The sequence below is a fragment of the Citrobacter youngae genome (genome assembly GCF_003818115.1).
GTDB classification, from domain to species: Bacteria; Pseudomonadota; Gammaproteobacteria; order Enterobacterales; family Enterobacteriaceae; genus Citrobacter; species Citrobacter youngae.
On sequence record NZ_RPOI01000014.1, the window covers coordinates 150,221 to 167,841 of the forward strand.

The following is a 17,621-nucleotide window of genomic DNA, read 5'->3' on the forward strand; positions in this document are numbered from 1 at the left end:
TCACAACAAAAAAAAGGGCGCACTCAAGTGCGCCCAAAGGAGAAATAAACACAAATTCAGTTAAGTGCAAATCACTTTGATAGCCAGGCCTCCACGTGAAGTTTCACGGTATTTGTCGTTCATGTCTTTGCCCGTCTCATACATGGTCTCGATCACTTTATCGAGCGAAACGCGTGGTTCTGACGTCCTACGTAGCGCCATGCGCGCGGCGTTGACGGCTTTCACTGCGTTGATCGCATTACGTTCAATGCACGGGATTTGCACCTGCCCGGCCACCGGATCGCAGGTCAGCCCCAGGTTATGCTCCATAGCGATTTCCGCCGCAATACACACCTGAGACGGGCTACCGCCAAGCAACTCTGTCAACCCGGCAGCCGCCATTGAACAGGCTACGCCAATTTCCCCCTGGCAGCCGACTTCGGCACCCGAAATCGAGGCATTCATCTTATACAGCGCACCTATCGCCCCCGCGGCCAGCAAATAACGGGCGATGGAGTTGGCATTCACCGGACGGCGGAACTTGTCGTAATAGGCCAGGACGGCGGGAATAATCCCGCATGCACCGTTGGTCGGTGCGGTCACCACCCGACACCCGGCGGCGTTTTCTTCGCTCACGGCCAGCGCGAACATGTTGATCCAGTCAATGACGTTCATCGGGTCGCTGGACAGGTTGTCGCTGGAAACCAGCAGCCGACGCAGTGCCACGGCGCGACGCGGTACATTAAGCGGGCCCGGAAGCACACCTTCGGTATTCATGCCGCGCTCAATCCCGGCATGCATGACGTCCCAAATGGCAGCAAAGCCAGCATCGATTTCTTCTTTGCTGCGCATCGCCAGTTCGTTTTGCATCATCAGGCCGGAAACAGACAGCCCGTTGCGCTCACACAGTTTCAGCAGTTCGCTGGCGGAATGAAAATTGTAGGGCACGTGTGCTTCAACATCATGCGCCTGACCAAATTGCTCCTCTTCAACGATAAAACCACCGCCGACGGAGTAATAGGTTTTGCTTAACAGCGTCTCGCTGCCGTTCCACGCGGTGATACGCATACCATTTTCATGGCGTGGCAGCGTTTCGGCGTGAAAGAGAATATTTTCGTCTGGGGAGAAATCGACAATATGCGTGCCCTCTGCCACCGGTAAACGTCCGGTACGGGCTACTTCCTGAGTAAAACCAGCGATTGAATCTATATTAACGTTTTGCGGACTGTTACCGGCCAGCCCCATCATGATGGCGACATCTGTCGCATGACCTTTTCCGGTCAGGGAAAGCGATCCATAAAGATCGACCACAATATGTGTGGCCCTGGGAAGTTCCCCGCTGCTGACCAACAGATCAATAAAGCTTTTACCTGCATTCATTGGCCCCACGGTATGGGAGCTGGAAGGTCCAATGCCAATCTTGAAAATATCGAATGCGCTAATCATATCCACACCCTCGGATTGCCGTTCAGTGAAGACCAGGTTTCACACTCATTAAGGATCGGGGCGATCCTGAGATCGCCCCGCAAGGGATTACAGCATGTCGCCACGTACGGCGATGGCTTCAATCTCCAGCTTCACATCCTTCGGTAAGCGAGCGACCTGCACGCAGCTGCGCGTAGGGTAGATTGCCTTATGCTCATCAAAGAACTGCTGGTACACCTGATTGATGGTGGCGAAGTCGTTCAGGTCGGAAACGAAAACGGTGGTCTTCACGATATCGCTCACTTTCAAACCTGCAGACTCGACAATCGCTTTCACGTTCTCCAGGCTTTGACGCGCCTGATCGGCTACGTTTTCCGCCACTTCACCGGTCTGTGGACACACCGGGATTTGACCTGACGTCAATACCATGCTGCCCAGATCCACACCCTGTACGTAAGGCCCAATCGCCCCTGGCGCACATTCGGTTGCAATAACTTTTCTCATAGTCCCTCCGGCGTCAGAGCGCCTGGGTGAAAGTACGTGAAATAACATCCTGCTGCTGTTCGCGGGTCAGCGCGTTGAAGCGCACCGCATAGCCAGACACGCGGATCGTCAGGTTCGGATAGTTTTCCGGGTGCTCAATGGCATCCATCAACATTTCACGGTTCATGACGTTAACGTTCAGATGCTGCCCGCCTTCCACATGCGCTTCATGATGGAAGTAACCGTCCAGCAGACCGACCAGGTTGGTTTTACGTACGCTGTCCTCTTTGCCCAGCGCTGCCGGCACAATGGAGAAGGTGTACGAGATACCGTCTTTGGCATAGGTAAACGGCAGTTTGGCGACCGAGGTTAACGACGCCACCGCACCTTTACGATCGCGGCCATGCATCGGGTTCGCCCCTGGCGCAAACGGCGTACCTGCGCGACGTCCGTCCGGCGTGTTACCGGTTTTCTGTCCGTACACTACGTTGGAAGTGATGGTCAGGATGGACTGCGTCGGCACCGCGTTACGGTAAGTTGGCAACACTTTAATTTTCTTCATAAAGCGTTCGACCAGGTCGCAGGCAATGCTGTCCACGCGCTCGTCGTTGTTGCCGTACTGCGGATAGTCGCCTTCGATTTCGAAATCAATTGCCAGGCCGTTTTCATCGCGAATCGGTTTCACGCGGGCGTACTTAATAGCCGACAGAGAATCCGCCGCTACGGACAGACCCGCCATGCCGCAGGCCATCGTGCGATAGACATCACGATCGTGCAGCGCCATCAGCGAGGCTTCGTAGCTGTACTTGTCGTGCATGTAGTGGATGATGTTCAGCGCACTGATGTACTGCACGGCCAGCCAGTCCATAAAGTGGTCCAGGCTCTCCATCACCGTATCGTAGTCCAGCACGTCATCCATCATCGGTGCTGTTTTCGGCCCGACCTGGATTTTCAGCTTCTCATCCACACCGCCGTTGATTGCGTACAGCAAAGTTTTGGCGAGGTTGGCACGCGCCCCGAAGAACTGCATTTGTTTGCCGATAACCATCGGGCTGACGCAGCAGGCAATGGCATAGTCATCGCTGTCAAAGTCGGCACGCATCAAATCGTCGTTTTCATACTGCAAAGACGAGGTGATGATAGACACCTGGGCGGCGTACTTTTTAAAGGCGATTGGTAGCTGTTCAGACCACAGCACCGTCAGGTTCGGCTCTGGTGCCGGGCCCATGGTGTGCAGCGTATGCAGATAGCGGAACGAGTTTTTCGTCACCAGCGTGCGGCCATCAAGCCCCATACCACCGATAACTTCGGTCGCCCAGATAGGGTCGCCTGAGAACAGGGTGTCGAATTCCGGCGTACGCAGGAAGCGTACCATACGGATCTTCATAATGAAGTGGTCGATCAGCTCCTGCGCCTGCTGCTCGTCTAAAATTCCCGCTTTGAAATCGCGCTCAATGTAGATGTCGAGGAACGATGCGGTGCGACCCAGCGACATCGCGCCGCCGTTCTGCGATTTCACCGCAGCCAGATAAGCAAAGTACACCCACTGTACCGCTTCCTGCGCATTACGCGCCGGGCGGGAGATATCGCAGCCATATTTCGCCGCCATTTCCTGCATTTGCAGCAGAGCGCGACGGTGCTCAGACAGCTCTTCACGCAGACGAATCGTGGCTTCAAGATTCTGGCCCCACTCCAGGTTCGACTGGAGATCGGCAAACTGCAGTTCACGCTCGCGCACCAGGTAGCGAATACCGTACAGCGCCACGCGGCGATAGTCACCGATGATACGGCCACGACCATAGCCGTCCGGCAGACCGGTCAGCACGCCGGATTTACGGCAGCGCAGCATATCCGGAGAGTAGGCGTCGAATACACCCTGGTTATGGGTTTTACGCAGTTCAGTAAACTGGTACTCAAAATCAGCATCCATTTCACGGCCATAAGCATCAAAAGAGCTTTTGATCATGTTGATGCCGCCAAACGGATGCAGAGCACGCTTGAGTGGCTTATCCGTTTGCAGACCGACGATTTTTTCCAGTTCCTGTTCAATATAACCCGCATCGTGTGCGGTAATTGTCGTCGCAATATTGGTATCAAAATCAACCGGCGCATGCGTCGAGTTTTCAATACGGATGCCCGCCATGACTTTTTCCCACAATGCTGTGGTCGCAGGCGTGGCTTCGGCGAGGAAAGATTCATCCCCTTCATAAGGTGTATAGTTGTGCTGAATAAAATCACGGACATTAATTTCTTCTTTCCAGTCCGTACCTTTAAAGCCATTCCAGGCTTCGGCATACAGCATATCGCTGGTATCGATATTTACCTTCATGAAAAATAATCTCTCTGCTGAAAATTAATTATGCAAATTCTACTGGTGTATTAATTTTGCCTAACGCAATGGCATCACGCGCAATCATTTTCTCTTCATTCGTGGGAATAACCGCACAAATAACATGAGCATCTTTATTGGAGATAATTCTTTCGCCATGGGAATTTGGCAGACTATTCATTTCACTGTCGATATTCACACCTAAAACAGCAAGGTGCTCAATCACCAGGCGGCGAATTAATACCGAGTTTTCACCTATTCCACCGGTGAAAATAATCCCATCAAGACGATGCAGCGATGCGGCATGCCCGGCGATATGACGCGCGATACGATGCACAAACGTTTTAATCGCCAGTTGCGCACGCTCATGTCCCTCGTGCCAGGCTTTTTCCAGCGTACGTAAGTCGGACGACAAACCGGAAATACCCAGCAGGCCAGATTCCTTATTCACTACGCGTTCAAGGTCGCTTAGCGTCTGGTTGGTTTCACTGGCGATCCACGCCATCGCACCGAAGTCCACATCACCGCTGCGTGTCCCCATCATCAGGCCTTCCAGCGGCGTCATCCCCATCGAGGTATCCACGCTCTGTCCATTACGCACCGCACAGATAGACGCCCCATTCCCGAGGTGAGCCACAACCAGGCCAGAATCATCGTGCGGTAGCTCAAGCAGCTCATGCGCACGTTGAGAAACATAGCGATGCGACGTGCCGTGGAAGCCGTAACGACGAACACCCAGCTCCTCAAAATATTTCCACGGTAAACCGTACATATACGCTTCAGGCGCCATTGTCTGGTGGAAGCTGGTATCAAATACCGCAACCTGCTGCACGCCTGGGAAAAGATGCTGAGCAGATTCGATTCCGCTTAAGTTCGCATAATTATGTAAAGGCGCTAAAGGCGATACCCGGCGGATATTTTCGATAACTTCATCAGTAATAATGGCTGATTCGGTAAAGATATTTCCGCCGTGGGCAATGCGGTGGCCAATTAAGGCCACGCTGTCCATTAAATTACGTTTCTCCAGTTCAACGGCAATGGCTTTTAATGCGTCTTCGTAGCTGTGGTGAGCCAGCTTAGCTGGCTCTCCTCCATTAATTGCTATGAACGCATTTTCAGAGTTAATACCGTCTGCAATTCCCGCCAGTAAAACTTCACAGTTTGCTGCATCCAGCACTGAGAATTTAATGGAAGATGAACCACAGTTAATAACCAGTACTACCGGAAACTCATTCATTTCACTACTCCGCTCATCCTGAGCTTATGGATTAAAACAGTTTGTAGACAATGTTCAGGATGGTCAGCAGACCAATCGCGGTAACAAACACGTTATCCAGACGGCCACGGTATTTCGCCAGTGACGGCGCTTTACGGATGGCATACATCGGCAGCAGGCAGAGCAGTGAGGCGATAATCGGCGCGCCCATTGCTTCAATCAGGTCCAGGATGTTCGGGTTGGCGTAAGCCACAACCCAGGTGGAGCCCATGATGAAGATCATGCTGATGGTGTTCAGTTTGCCGACGGAAACTTTCGTTTTATCGCCTTTGTAACCAAACTTCAGCACCAGACCGTTCAGACCTTCCAGCGTACCCAGATAGTGGCCGAAGAAAGATTTGAAGATAGCGACCAGGGCGATGATAGAAGCACCGTACTCCAGAACGGTCGCGAAGGTGGACTTCGTACCGGACAGTGACGCGAAGTGGTTCGCCAGGTAAGACAGTACTGGAATGTTCTGTGCTTTCGCATCCGCCATGTTTGCCGGAGACAGCGTAAACAGGCAGCTAAAGGCGAAGAACATAACCACGGCAACCATCAGCATACTGGCGCGGGAGATGATTTTGGAACATTTCTGCTCGGTAAATTCGCGACCGAAATCTTTCTCATACTCTTCGCGTTTAGAGACCACGAAGGAAGAAACGATTGGCGAGAAGTTGAAAGAGAACACCATGATGGAAATACCCAGCCATACGGTAACCAGGATGCCGTCATGGCCAGTCAGTGCGATATTGCTGAGATCAACCTGATCGATAACCGCAGAGTTCCAGTAAGGAATCAGTGACAGAGAGATTAGCACCAGGCTGGCGATAAACGGCCATACCAGGTAGCTCATCACTTTAACCATCAGATCTTTACCGAACCAGATGACGAATGCCATCAACAGCAGCAGGAACAGTGCCACGAAGCCACGGTTTAACGCGGGCATCTGCAGCTGGTTTTCCCAGAAGGTCATAAAGGTGTTGGTAATGGTGACGCCATAAATCCACAGCAGCGGACAAATCGCAAAGAAGTAGAGGAACGTGATAACCACGCCGCCCGTTTTACCAAAGTGCTCTTCAACCGTTTCTGTGATGTTACCGGAAGGATTAGAACCGGAAAGACACAGGCGTGCCAGCGCACGGTGGCAATAGAAGGCGATGGGGTATGCTAACACCAGCATGATCAGAATGGGGATCAGTCCGCCAAAACCTGCGCGGATAGGGAAGAACAGCACCCCTGCGCCGATGGCTGTACCAAATAAACCCAGTGTCCAGGTGGTGTCCGATTTGCGCCAGGACGACTGTTTTGTCTGGCTGGATACAATGCTATCAGTAGTACTCATATCCTATCCTCAACGAAGTATATTAAGCGTCAACTAAACCAGTAATTTGAGATACACGAGAAAGGTCGATATTACCGCCAGAAATAATGCTGACTGTTTTTCTGTTCTGGATATAGCTATCTAATTTCCCGCTTAATAATGCTGCGCATGCCAGCGCACCGGCACCTTCAGTCACAACTTTATTTCGCTGAATTAATGCCACCATGCTGTTGCGAATTTCATCTTCGCTGACCAGGACAATGTCATCCACCAACTCACGAACAATTTCATACGTTAAAGTACCCGGGCGAGAGACGTCACAACCATCCGCCAGGGTGCCGGTCGTTCGGTGCGTGGTTATTTCTCCAGCGTGGAAAGATGCCGCCATGCCGTGAACGTTTTCAGACTGCACACCAATAATTCTAATTGTTGGGTTGATAGATTTAATTGCTACGGCAATACCCGCAATCAGTCCGCCACCGCCAATTGGTACAATCACGTTATCGACATCGTACAGATCTTCTAAAATTTCCAGGCCAATCGTTCCCTGGCCCGCAATAACTTTCGGGTCATCGTATGGCGGAATAAAGATACGGCCTTCCGTTTCCACAATCTCGCTGACCTTCGCGATGGTGTCGTTGAAGTTGTCGCCGTGCAGCACAACTTCTGCGGAATAATCGCAGGTTGCCGCCACTTTAGACTTCGGCGCGCCTTTTGGCATCACCACTTTGCCGTCGATACCGAGCATAGCGCAGGAGAGAGAAACGCCCTGCGCATGGTTACCTGCAGAACACGCCACCACGCCCTTCATTCTTTCTGCTTCAGTTAAGGAACTGAGCTTGTTAAAAGCGCCACGGATTTTAAATGAACCGGTACGCTGCATGTTTTCAAACTTGAGGAAAATTTCCCCTTTGCAACGTTCACTAAAATAGTTAGAGCGAGGCATTCCCGTTTTATAAATTTTCCCCGCCAGTCTTTTTTTCGCTTCGAGGATATCTTCAATTGCAACTGGGAGATCGTATGTAATGTGCATTAGAACCTCTTACCTGGGTATTAAAGTAAATAGATAGCCGTGACCAACGTCTGATATAGACCGATGGCGTTAATTTCTCATTAAAACAAGTTCAATCTTTAATCAATTTCAATTAATTGCTTTCGCCTACAAGAATTATATGATGAATATTCTTTGGCTAATTCAACCAAAATAGATGCTGCTTTTTTTATTCGATATTTTTTAGACCAAACGGCGGCATAACGTGCAACCGGTAAGGCTTCTTCTACCGGGATAGTAATAAACTGGTCTGAACCAAATGGGGCGGTCATATCACAGGGAATTACTGTTAAGAAATCAGCATTGAGAACAAGATTATAAATCGTGACAACGGAGTCTGTTTTAACGATGTTTTCACTGCTGATGCCATTATTTTGTAACGTGGTGAGAAGTTCGCTGTAGTAACCCATATTCGTTTGTGGCAACACCCACTGTTCGTTTTTCAACGCGCTCAGCGAGGTGATGCCGGTGCATGTTCGGGACTTACTGGCCACCAGAATAAACTCTGACTCAAAAAGCGGCTCAACATGGAGGTCCTGCAGTTTCATCTCATCGCTCAGCGTACCAATGGCGAAATCCAGACGCCCATCGCGTACCGCAGGTAAGAAAGAGGAGAGCTGAGCCTCATACATGGAAACCTGCGCTTTCGGGAACACCTCTTTAAATTTTTTTATCATGCCGGACATGATGGTAAAGGCGATCAGTGAAGGGAAGCCAAACGACACATCAACGACCGCGTTGCTGGTCATGCTGTTCATCTCATCAACCATGTTTTTCATTTCGCGGGTAATGGATTCAGACCATGAAAGCATCACCTGACCTGCCTGGGTCAGTGTCACACCGGTATTTTTACGTACGACTAACTCAATGCCAAAATAAGCCTCAACATCGTTAATGATTTTGCTGACAGCGGGTTGAGTTAAACCTAATTCTTTTGCAGCCGAGCCGATAGAACCACTTCTAATGACTTCCTGAAAGACCACTAAATGCTGTGTTTTAGGGAGAGTAATAGTATTCATATCGACCTGCGTTAATTACTTTGTTGACGGCAGGAAGTGTACCAAATTAAGCAATCGAGGATATGTGCGACCACTCACAAATCCCCTTCACTTACATTTTGTAAGATTATTATTAAACAATAAAATTCTTTATAATCAATAAATTACAAAAACACGATCTCACTTTAACCTGACTTTAATCAAAAAAAGATGGGGGGATAACGGAATTTTATGGCAATAACACACCTGTTTTTTCCGCTATTTCCAAAAATCGCGAAAGGCTATATTTCAATCAATTACAGAGCAATTATCCGGCAAAATGATGCTTAAATTTAATAAGCAACTTATCAAATTTAATTATATTTTAATTGTAACCATGAATAAATAACGCCATGCATCACATTTTTTCGCCTTATTTGTTTGTAAAGAAACATTGCATTTATTAATATTTAAACCAAATCACACATAAAATTATCATATGCAACATTGTATTAACACTGATTTTGTGCGATTTATCAGCGAGTAATTTTGTGATGGCGATCGATTGCGTTCATTTATTCTCGAGAGAAACGTATCGCACAGCGTTTTGTGTTGGTTGTCACAAAACGGGAAATATCCACCAGTACCTTTTACCAGATAAAGAACGTTATCCCCTTCAATAAAGGGAAGGCCACTTCTCATTGCGAGCCACCGGGTTACATCATTAACGCCATACTTAAATGCGCTGTCACTTCATGAAGGGGGATTTGCACCCAGCAATGGTTTTCTTCATCACAAAAAGTGACCTCATTGTCGCTGCCGTCTATAAGCAAAATAAAACGTGCTCCCTGGCGTTGCGCGTTCTTCTGCCGGGTCGATAAGCGTAGCGTGGAGCAGTCATTGACAATGCTCAAATGCGGGAAATTACGCCTGAGCCGGCGGCCAAGTAGTATTGCCTGATCCCGTGCCCGTTCCTGGCTGGGTATGATGACAACATCGACATGCTTAGCATAATCGCTGCTTTTTTTCGTAGCGGTAAGCAACTGCATAATCGGTTCCAGCATGAAAGCGAAGCCGCATGCAGAGACAGGATGCCCAATTAGCCGACTGGCGCTATTGTCGTAACGCCCGCCCCGACACAGTAATTTATTGTGATGCAACGAATCCGCATACCATTCAAAAAGCTGGTCGTTATAGTCATTTACGGGGAAGAGATTTTTATCGTGGGTAAAAGGGATATTCAGTGCAGTCAGTGAGTCGCAAAGGTGCGTAAAACGCTGACGGGATTGTAATGACAGGCATGCTTCAAGTTGCGGTGCCTTTTCTGCCAGCCGCAGCATCAAATTATCTTTATCACTCAGTAAGCGCTCAGGATGTTGCTCCAGGCAAGCTAACTGTCTGGCATTAAGCAGTGATGCCAGCGACTGATAGTATTGCTGCAAGTGACGGCGAAATTGAGTGAACTCTTCGACATTGCCTAATGTATTGATTTTGAGTTCGACAAACGGCAACAGTTGTAGCGATTTGAAAAAATCGTACTGTAAGGAAATGAGTTCAATCTCAATGCCAATATCTGGATAGCCAAACGCTTCCACGCCCAATTGATGAAATTGGCTGATGTTCTGCTGGTTCTGACGGCGGAACATTGCCCCCAGATACCATAATCGTGTGCCAATTTGTAAATTCTGATATTGCGATAAAAGCCGTAGACAGCCCATCGTTCCATCACCGCGAAATAACGCCTGATGATTAAGCATTAGCTCATCACTTTCACCGGAAAAAGACCTCGTAGCGTTTTCTTCCAGCCTTTCAAGAAGCGGCATGCGGATCTCCTTGTAGCAATACTGCTGCAATAAATACTCCGCTTTTTTTTCCAGCCACTCCCAGTCCGCGGCGGGGTTCTGGTAATGCTTACGTGGACGACCACTTTTTCGTGGCCGCAGATTCCGCTGATATTTTTCTTCCAGCGACTGAGAGTAAGGTGTCGTTGCCAGTAGGCAGTTTTGCGCCAGTGATGACTCAATACGCGTAATGACTGCCGGAACAATCATCCCCAGGCAAAAGCGCTGGTAGGCACCGGAACGCTGCGCCGCATTTTCTCCGAGGCGCAGGTACTCTTCATGGGGAGTGATCCGCACTTCGGGGGAATCAGCAAAACTATGATGCGGAGTTTCATCCACGCAATGGCATTCAACGTATTTTTTTGTCAGTAAGAAATAGGCGTTGGGTTCGACGGGGCAGCAATTGTATCGACTATCCCAAAGCGTGCCATGGCGTTGGTGACGGTGGTTGAAGTAGTGGGTGTAACCTTTGGCGATATATTGCATAAAACGCCCGAGGCATTCTTTATCAGGAGCGGACAGAAATAAAAATATTTTCTTTGATGAAAGTGAATACGCATGTAATCTTACCGCATAGATACTCATTGCAGTATCGACGCATTGATAAAAATACTGGTAATCTTCTTCACCTTTAAAAATAGTTTCATCATTATGCCCGCACAATTGCACGAGGTGAGGAATTCCATCGATAAATAATCGGTTTTTTCGTGGCATAGGAATAATGTTTAAATAATATTTAAGTTGGCTAAATAGTGTTTTTTATTAGTGCATAAGCCACGTCTGTTAATATATTAGGATTTCTAGAGAATCTTACAGGAGCTACCAAAAGACAACAAGATGACCTTTTGATAGCCCAGTTCACTTATTTCTGGTTAAGCTCATCAAGTCGTAATGCAATATCTTGAATCGCTAGTAAATTTTGCTGGTTATTTTGTAAATCCCAAAGACGAATTTGTTGATCAGCATTAATGGTCAGAATAAAACGACAACCGCTCTTAAGGGCATTTTGATGCTGTCGTTTAAGTTTGGTACCGCTACAATCAGTGAGGACACGTAAACCAGGCAAGTCTCGACGAAGCGCGCAAGCCAGCACTTGCACCTGTATGCCCCCATCCTCCAGCTCGCTGGTAATCACAACGTCAGGATGGAATTGCCACTGAGGATTCAGACCGTCATAAACAGTCTGCAGCAGAAGCAACAATCGCTCGATACCTATGGCAAACCCACAGGCGGGCAATTTCTTACCATTAAATAACTCAGCCAGACCATCATAACGACCACCACCGCAGACTGTCCCCTGAGAACCTAAGTCATCGGTAATCCATTCAAAAACAGTGCGTGAATAGTAATCCAACCCGCGCACCAAGCGTGGGTTAATGTGATAGGTTATATTGGCATTGTCGAGCAGAGTCCGCAACGTATTGAAATGCCGCTGTGAATCATCCTCCAGAAAATCCAGTAAACGAGGTGCGTTCTCTATCATTTCTTGCATTTCAGGGTTTTTACTATCGAGGATACGCAGAGGGTTTACGTCCAGACGCTTGATGCTGTCTTCGTCCAACAAGTCTCTATGTTGAGTAAACCAACTCACCAGTTCCCTGCGATGTGCCTGGCGTTCTTCCGGCGTCCCTAATGAGTTAATTTCCAGCCGGACGTTCTGTGATATGCCTAAATCTTCAAATAGATCGCGCACCATAAAGATCAGTTCAGCATCAACATCGGCACCGGACATTCCGAAGGCTTCGACGCCAAACTGCGTGAACTGGCGTAACCGCCCTTTTTGCGGACGCTCGTAACGAAACATCGGTCCCTGATACCACAAACGCTGTGACTTGTTGTAACACATGTTATTTTCCAGGACCGCACGCATACATCCGCTGGTCCCTTCCGGACGCAAGGTAATATGCTCACCGCTTTTATCGGTAAAATCGTACATTTCTTTTGAGACGATATCGGTCGCTTCACCCACCGCACGTTCAAAGAGCGCAACGGGCTCCAGGAGCGGCAGACGCATTTCCTGGTATCCATAACGAAACGCCATTTGATGAAATTTACGCTCCAGCCACTGCCACATTGGTGTTTCGTCAGGCAGCACATCGCGCATACCTCGTATAGCCTGAATTTTGCTCATGACAACTCCTTGCTTAATAAAGAAAAAGATTGTTCAGTCAAATTGTGCTGCGGGACACCCTTGTTCAGACGATGGCGCCGGGCAACATAAAGAAGGTAAAGAGGGATGGTGATCATCTGTAAAATAATGCCCCATACCACGGTAGAGGCACTCTCTGTCATTAGCGCCAGTGCAATAAAGCTCAACGCAACCAGGCTGAGGCAGCAATAACTCCAGAAACTGGCATCACCTCCCCGGCGATGAACAACTATCATGACCGGCAGTGATACTGCAGCAAATGCATAGGGGAGTAAGCTGGCAGAGATGGCCAATGTAATCACGCTCTGGAACTGGTTCTGCAGATTTGGCGACAATGTGAATAGCAGGAGCGCAGTCATCAGCGCTGCAGTAAAAATCAACCCACACCAGGGAACACCATGGCGGTTAGTACGGGCAAAAAAAGCAGGGAGTAAATTATCTTCCGCCGCAGCCCTGGGCACTTCAGTTTGCAGGATTTGCCAACCAGGCATCGCCCCGAGGCAAGCGATAACGACCATGGCTGAAATAATCGCCCCAACCGTACTTCCCCACATTGCTTTTGCGCTGTCGGCAAAAGGAGAGGAGGAGTTCATCAGCACATCATGGGGGAGTAGCCCCATCATGACATTGGTTGAACTGGCATAACATAACCCAGCGAGCCCCAACCCTAACAAGGTGGCCAGAGGTATTGTGCGGCGTGGGTTTTTCACTTGGCTAAACGAGACAGATGCAGATTCAATGCCCAGAAAACCCCATAATGAGATAGTTGCCGCGTTAATGATTGCCTGATGATCACTGACGCCACTAAGATTCCAGGCTGCCTGATAACGCGCAACGTCAAAATGTCCCCAGCCCATGACGCCGATGCTGAGGATCACCAGCACCATGCAGCTGCCCGTGAACATTTGCATATAGCCAACCCGTTTCGCTCCACGTAATCCCCAAAGAACAGAGCACCAAAGCAGCACAATGCATGCTGTCGTACCATAAAGTGGGTTGTGTAATACCGGGAAGAAGAAAGAGAGATATCCCACGCCGGCTAACAGCAGCGCGCAGTTGCCAATCCACGTTGACAACCAATAGAACAATGTCATTTGTAGGCCGATAAAGGGGCCAAAGCTGGCAGTAATACTGGCTATGATGCCGCCATTGCGCGGAAATAACTCACTCATTTTGCAGAAAATGAGTGCCAGGGCAGCAATCGCTAAAAACGCGAGTCCCCATCCCCAGACAGAGATTGAACCTATTCTCGCAAGCGTGGCAGGCAGCATAAACACACCGCTACCCATCATATTTGATGCTGTCATCATGGTCAGCGCAAGCAGACCCATTTGGTTTGTCTTCGCGCAACATTTATCCATGCCAGTCCTCATTTAATAGATCATAGTGAGATGAACGGGACTCCTCCCGCGCATGTCCAGGGCCAAAGTTTGTCGTTACAACCCATCGGTAAAGCGTTAATCTCGTTGAAGGCTCTGTAAGAACAGAGCCTGATAGACGCAACCGATAATGATTGGTCTCGGCATCGGTTGCGCCGCCCCTGAGGGCAGTGATGATTATCACTGCCCTTTCTTCATGCGGCCTGCTGGTTCAGGTCAGCAATCACATCGTCAATCAGCTCATCAATCTTGCTGGAGTCAAGGTGGTGCGCAGTGGTAATCAGGTGAGCGATGTCACCGGAGGTGGCCAGACAGTGCTTCTTCCAGACGACTTCTGACGGACAAGGGAAAACCACGGTAATAGAGTTTTTATTGCGCCAGGCATCAATACCAGCAGCCTGTAAGCGATCGACTGCGTACTGCGCCATATTCAGGCTATGTTCAATGCGGCGTTGCCAGTCGCTCCAGGAATGGCTGCGAATAGCTTCCCACATCATTAGCGGTGTATGGCCGTTACGAGAACCAGAAATGGTTTTATCGTGTGCAGAGATGTAATCAATTTCGACAGAAATCCGGTCAACGTTTTTCCTTTTCGCTACCACGATGCCGCAGGGAATAGGCGAACCAATCATTTTGTGACCTGAAACGCCAATAGAATCAATACCATCAGCGAAGTTAAAAGGCTGCGGATCGTTCACAAACGGCAAAATCATACCGCTCAACGCAGCATCAGCGTGTAGATAATAATCGTCACGTTTGATACCCAGTTGACCAATCCGTTGTTGGATCTCAGCAATATTATCAATAGCGCCACGAACGGTTGTGCCGATATTTGCAAAAATAATCGGATGTTCTTCGTTATCGCGTTGAATTTTACGAATCAAATCATCATAGTCCATCTCACCATTCGGCTGTGATTCCACCAGACTTGATTTAATGCGCAACAACTTAACAATTTTCGCAACGGAATAATGAGTATCTTTCGAGTAATAAAGCGTACCTTCTGGAAACAGTTCACGCCCCAGATAGCAGCCAAACATATTACCTTCAGTTCCCCCATTGGTAACGTAACCCCAGCTTTCTTCAAATGGGATTTTGAAAATACTGGCGAAATACTCCATTACTTCTTTTTCAAAATCAAACGAGTTCAGCAAATAATTGCAATACTCCCCCCAGTCACCACAATTATTTATGGAGAAACGCATAAACCGTTCCAGTATCGTGTAATCGAAGTCGGCTGACTCCGGATAACCTATATTAAAATACTGATTTTTTACGCAATATGACCAAAAAGCATCGAGCTTATTCTGATCGACAATAGATAATGTCATTTTAAACTCCCGTGGATAAAACCAATACAGTTGGATACGTTTAGATACGTTTATCTAAATAAAGAATATCCTGACCTTTCTTACTACGCCCGGCAGCAACAAATGAGAACAATGGAATGGTTACCATCATCATCAAGATGCCCCAGAATATGGAGTCGCTGCCAGAACCAAGCAAAGCAAAAATGCAGTAAATCATGCCAATAACAACCAACGTGCAGTAAAACATAAACGATCTTCCACGATTGGCTTTCTTTGAAACAAGGATAATTGGAAGCGAAATCAGGGCGTACATATATGGCAGAAGAGAAGCAAATACCGACATCAAGATTACAGCCTGGAATTGTTTCGCCAGATTCGGAGATGCCGTCAGAAGCAAGACAATACTCATTAATACACCGGTAAAAACGAGGCTTTTCATCGGGACATCTTGCTTGTTGGTTTCTTCAAAGAATTTCGGGAAAAGTCCTTGTTGAGCACCTGCGCGCGGGCCTTCTGACTGAAGTATCAACCAACCTGAAATTGAGCCAAAGCAGGCAATGATGCTCAGTGCGGAAGCAATGTTCCCTGCCGTATTACCGAACATATAGCGTGCGGCATCAGCAAAAGGTGCGGCTGAATCTACCAGAACATTATGTGGTACCAACCCCATAATAACAGTGCAGCTACCAACATAGCATACGGAAGCGATTAATAACCCCATAACGGTAGCCCGAGGAACCGTGCGTTCAGGATCTTCGACCTGACCGGTAGAAACGACTGCAGATTCAATACCAAGGAAGCCCCATAGCGCAATCGACGCAGCAGAAATAATTGCCGAGGAATCACTATGTCCCGTTCCATTATAAACTTCAGTATAGAGCGACGGGTTAAACCAGAACCACCCAATAAATCCTACGCCTAATATTACGATTAACCCACAGGTTGCGGTAAAGGATTGTGCCCGCCCCGCAACTTTGGCACCAAAACTAGCAAGGAAAACAAATGCCCACAGAATAATAATTGCGGCAATACAACCGTAAGTTGGATTTTTAAGCTCCGGGAAAAAGAAACTGAGATAGCCGACTCCTGCGACCAATAATGCAACGTTACCTACCCATGCGCTGATCCAATAGCACATTGTTGTCTGAAACCCAATGAATGGGCCGAAGGCATCACTGGCATAAGCAACGATACCGCCGGTACGAGGTGTAATTAAACTGGTTTTAGCGAAAACTAATGCAAGTGCAATAACACCGATGATGGTAAATACCCATCCCCATATTGAGATGGAGCCTATGCCTGCGAGATTAGTTGGCAACATAAATACGCCAGACCCCATCATATTTGATGCAGTCACTAACGTTAGGGCAATGACTCCCATTTTATGAGCAGAGCCTGAGCTTACTGTTCCCATAATGGTTTCCTATTAATTTAAAATTTTGCAATAAGTGGAAATTCGTACTGAATTCGTGGGTCATTGTTATGAATAGAAATGTCCATTATTGTGACAACAATCAAAAATAATAATGAATCAATTTTTTTTGAGCGGTTTTTCCGCTCACTTTTTAACCATTTTATTAATAATTGACTCTGTCCCCTTTTATTCGACCTGAATAAAGAAAAGGCGACACTAAAATAATCAGAAAAAAATCACGACGATAATTTATTAATAATGTAATTTTTTGTTGATGGTATTGCTTTAATGTTAAAGATCATGAGTAATTTAAAGACACCCTGTTTATCACGCCAAAAACGGGTATTTCTGATATGAATAAAGTAGAAGATGGCAATTCAAAGGAGAGAACATAATTTATGTTACAACGGACAGAATGATGACTTCCTGTGGGCTACGCCACAGAAAGCAAAAACCCCGCCGGAGCGGGATTCTATAAAGAGTGAAGCTGACCGATAAGCCGCGTTCTTTTGAGCGTAGCGTCGTGGACAGTCATTCATCTATTCTGTCTCACAAAGCAAAAACCCCGCCGAAGCGGGGTTCTATAAAGAGTGAAGCTGACCGATAAGCCGCGTTCTTTTGAGCATAGCGTCGTGGACAGTCATTCATCTACTCTGTCTCACAAAGTAAAAACCCCGCCGAAGCGGGATTCTATAAAGAGTGAAG

The 17,621-nt window shown here is 47.9% G+C and carries 12 protein-coding genes; all 12 read right to left on the reverse strand.

Annotated features, from left to right (window positions below; genetic code table 11):
• Window positions 1–60: 60 nt before the first annotated feature.
• The 12 genes from tdcG to hdcC all read right to left on the reverse strand — a co-directional run bounded on the left by tdcG (window position 61) and on the right by hdcC (window position 16,916).
• Complete coding sequence (tdcG, locus tag EHN13_RS12115) at window positions 61–1,425, reverse strand: L-serine ammonia-lyase (RefSeq protein ID WP_061068663.1); 1,365 nt, start codon at window positions 1,423–1,425, stop codon at window positions 61–63.
• 87 nt (window positions 1,426–1,512) lie between these two features.
• The gene (locus EHN13_RS12120; RefSeq protein WP_048213355.1) at window positions 1,513–1,908 is read right to left on the reverse strand and encodes an enamine/imine deaminase; all 396 of its coding nucleotides are present in this window, start codon (window positions 1,906–1,908) and stop codon (window positions 1,513–1,515) included.
• A gap of 13 nt (window positions 1,909–1,921) precedes the next feature.
• Entirely contained in the window at window positions 1,922–4,216 is a 2,295-nt protein-coding gene (gene pflB, locus EHN13_RS12125; protein WP_124021449.1) for a formate C-acetyltransferase, read from the reverse strand.
• A 28-nt stretch (window positions 4,217–4,244) separates the two neighbouring features.
• Entirely contained in the window at window positions 4,245–5,453 is a 1,209-nt protein-coding gene (tdcD, locus tag EHN13_RS12130) for a propionate kinase (protein ID WP_115642798.1), read from the reverse strand.
• A gap of 31 nt (window positions 5,454–5,484) precedes the next feature.
• Complete coding sequence (gene tdcC, locus EHN13_RS12135; RefSeq protein WP_005131699.1) at window positions 5,485–6,816, reverse strand: threonine/serine transporter TdcC; 1,332 nt, start codon at window positions 6,814–6,816, stop codon at window positions 5,485–5,487.
• 22 nt (window positions 6,817–6,838) lie between these two features.
• Window positions 6,839–7,828, reverse strand: a complete 990-nt coding sequence (gene tdcB / locus EHN13_RS12140) for a bifunctional threonine ammonia-lyase/L-serine ammonia-lyase TdcB (RefSeq protein ID WP_048213358.1) — start codon at window positions 7,826–7,828, stop codon at window positions 6,839–6,841.
• A gap of 98 nt (window positions 7,829–7,926) precedes the next feature.
• A complete protein-coding gene (tdcA, locus tag EHN13_RS12145) occupies window positions 7,927–8,865 on the reverse strand; it encodes a transcriptional regulator TdcA (protein ID WP_124021450.1) in 939 nt (312 codons plus the stop codon).
• Between the two features lie 674 nt (window positions 8,866–9,539).
• Window positions 9,540–11,378: an ATP phosphoribosyltransferase regulatory subunit gene (locus EHN13_RS12150; protein WP_124021451.1), complete on the reverse strand. Its 1,839-nt coding sequence runs from the start codon at window positions 11,376–11,378 to the stop codon at window positions 9,540–9,542.
• A gap of 148 nt (window positions 11,379–11,526) precedes the next feature.
• Window positions 11,527–12,795 carry a histidine--tRNA ligase gene (hisS, locus tag EHN13_RS12155; protein WP_101742422.1) on the reverse strand — a complete coding sequence of 423 codons (1,269 nt, stop codon included), beginning with the start codon at window positions 12,793–12,795 and terminating at the stop codon, window positions 11,527–11,529.
• Window positions 12,792–14,174 carry an amino acid permease gene (locus tag EHN13_RS12160; protein WP_048213362.1) on the reverse strand — a complete coding sequence of 461 codons (1,383 nt, stop codon included), beginning with the start codon at window positions 14,172–14,174 and terminating at the stop codon, window positions 12,792–12,794. Before EHN13_RS12160 ends, hisS begins: the two co-directional genes overlap by 4 nt.
• A gap of 212 nt (window positions 14,175–14,386) precedes the next feature.
• Window positions 14,387–15,523: a histidine decarboxylase gene (locus tag EHN13_RS12165; RefSeq protein ID WP_124021452.1), complete on the reverse strand. Its 1,137-nt coding sequence runs from the start codon at window positions 15,521–15,523 to the stop codon at window positions 14,387–14,389.
• A 40-nt stretch (window positions 15,524–15,563) separates the two neighbouring features.
• Entirely contained in the window at window positions 15,564–16,916 is a 1,353-nt protein-coding gene (gene hdcC, locus EHN13_RS12170; protein WP_048213364.1) for a histidine-histamine antiporter, read from the reverse strand.
• Between the last annotated feature and the right edge of the window lie 705 nt (window positions 16,917–17,621).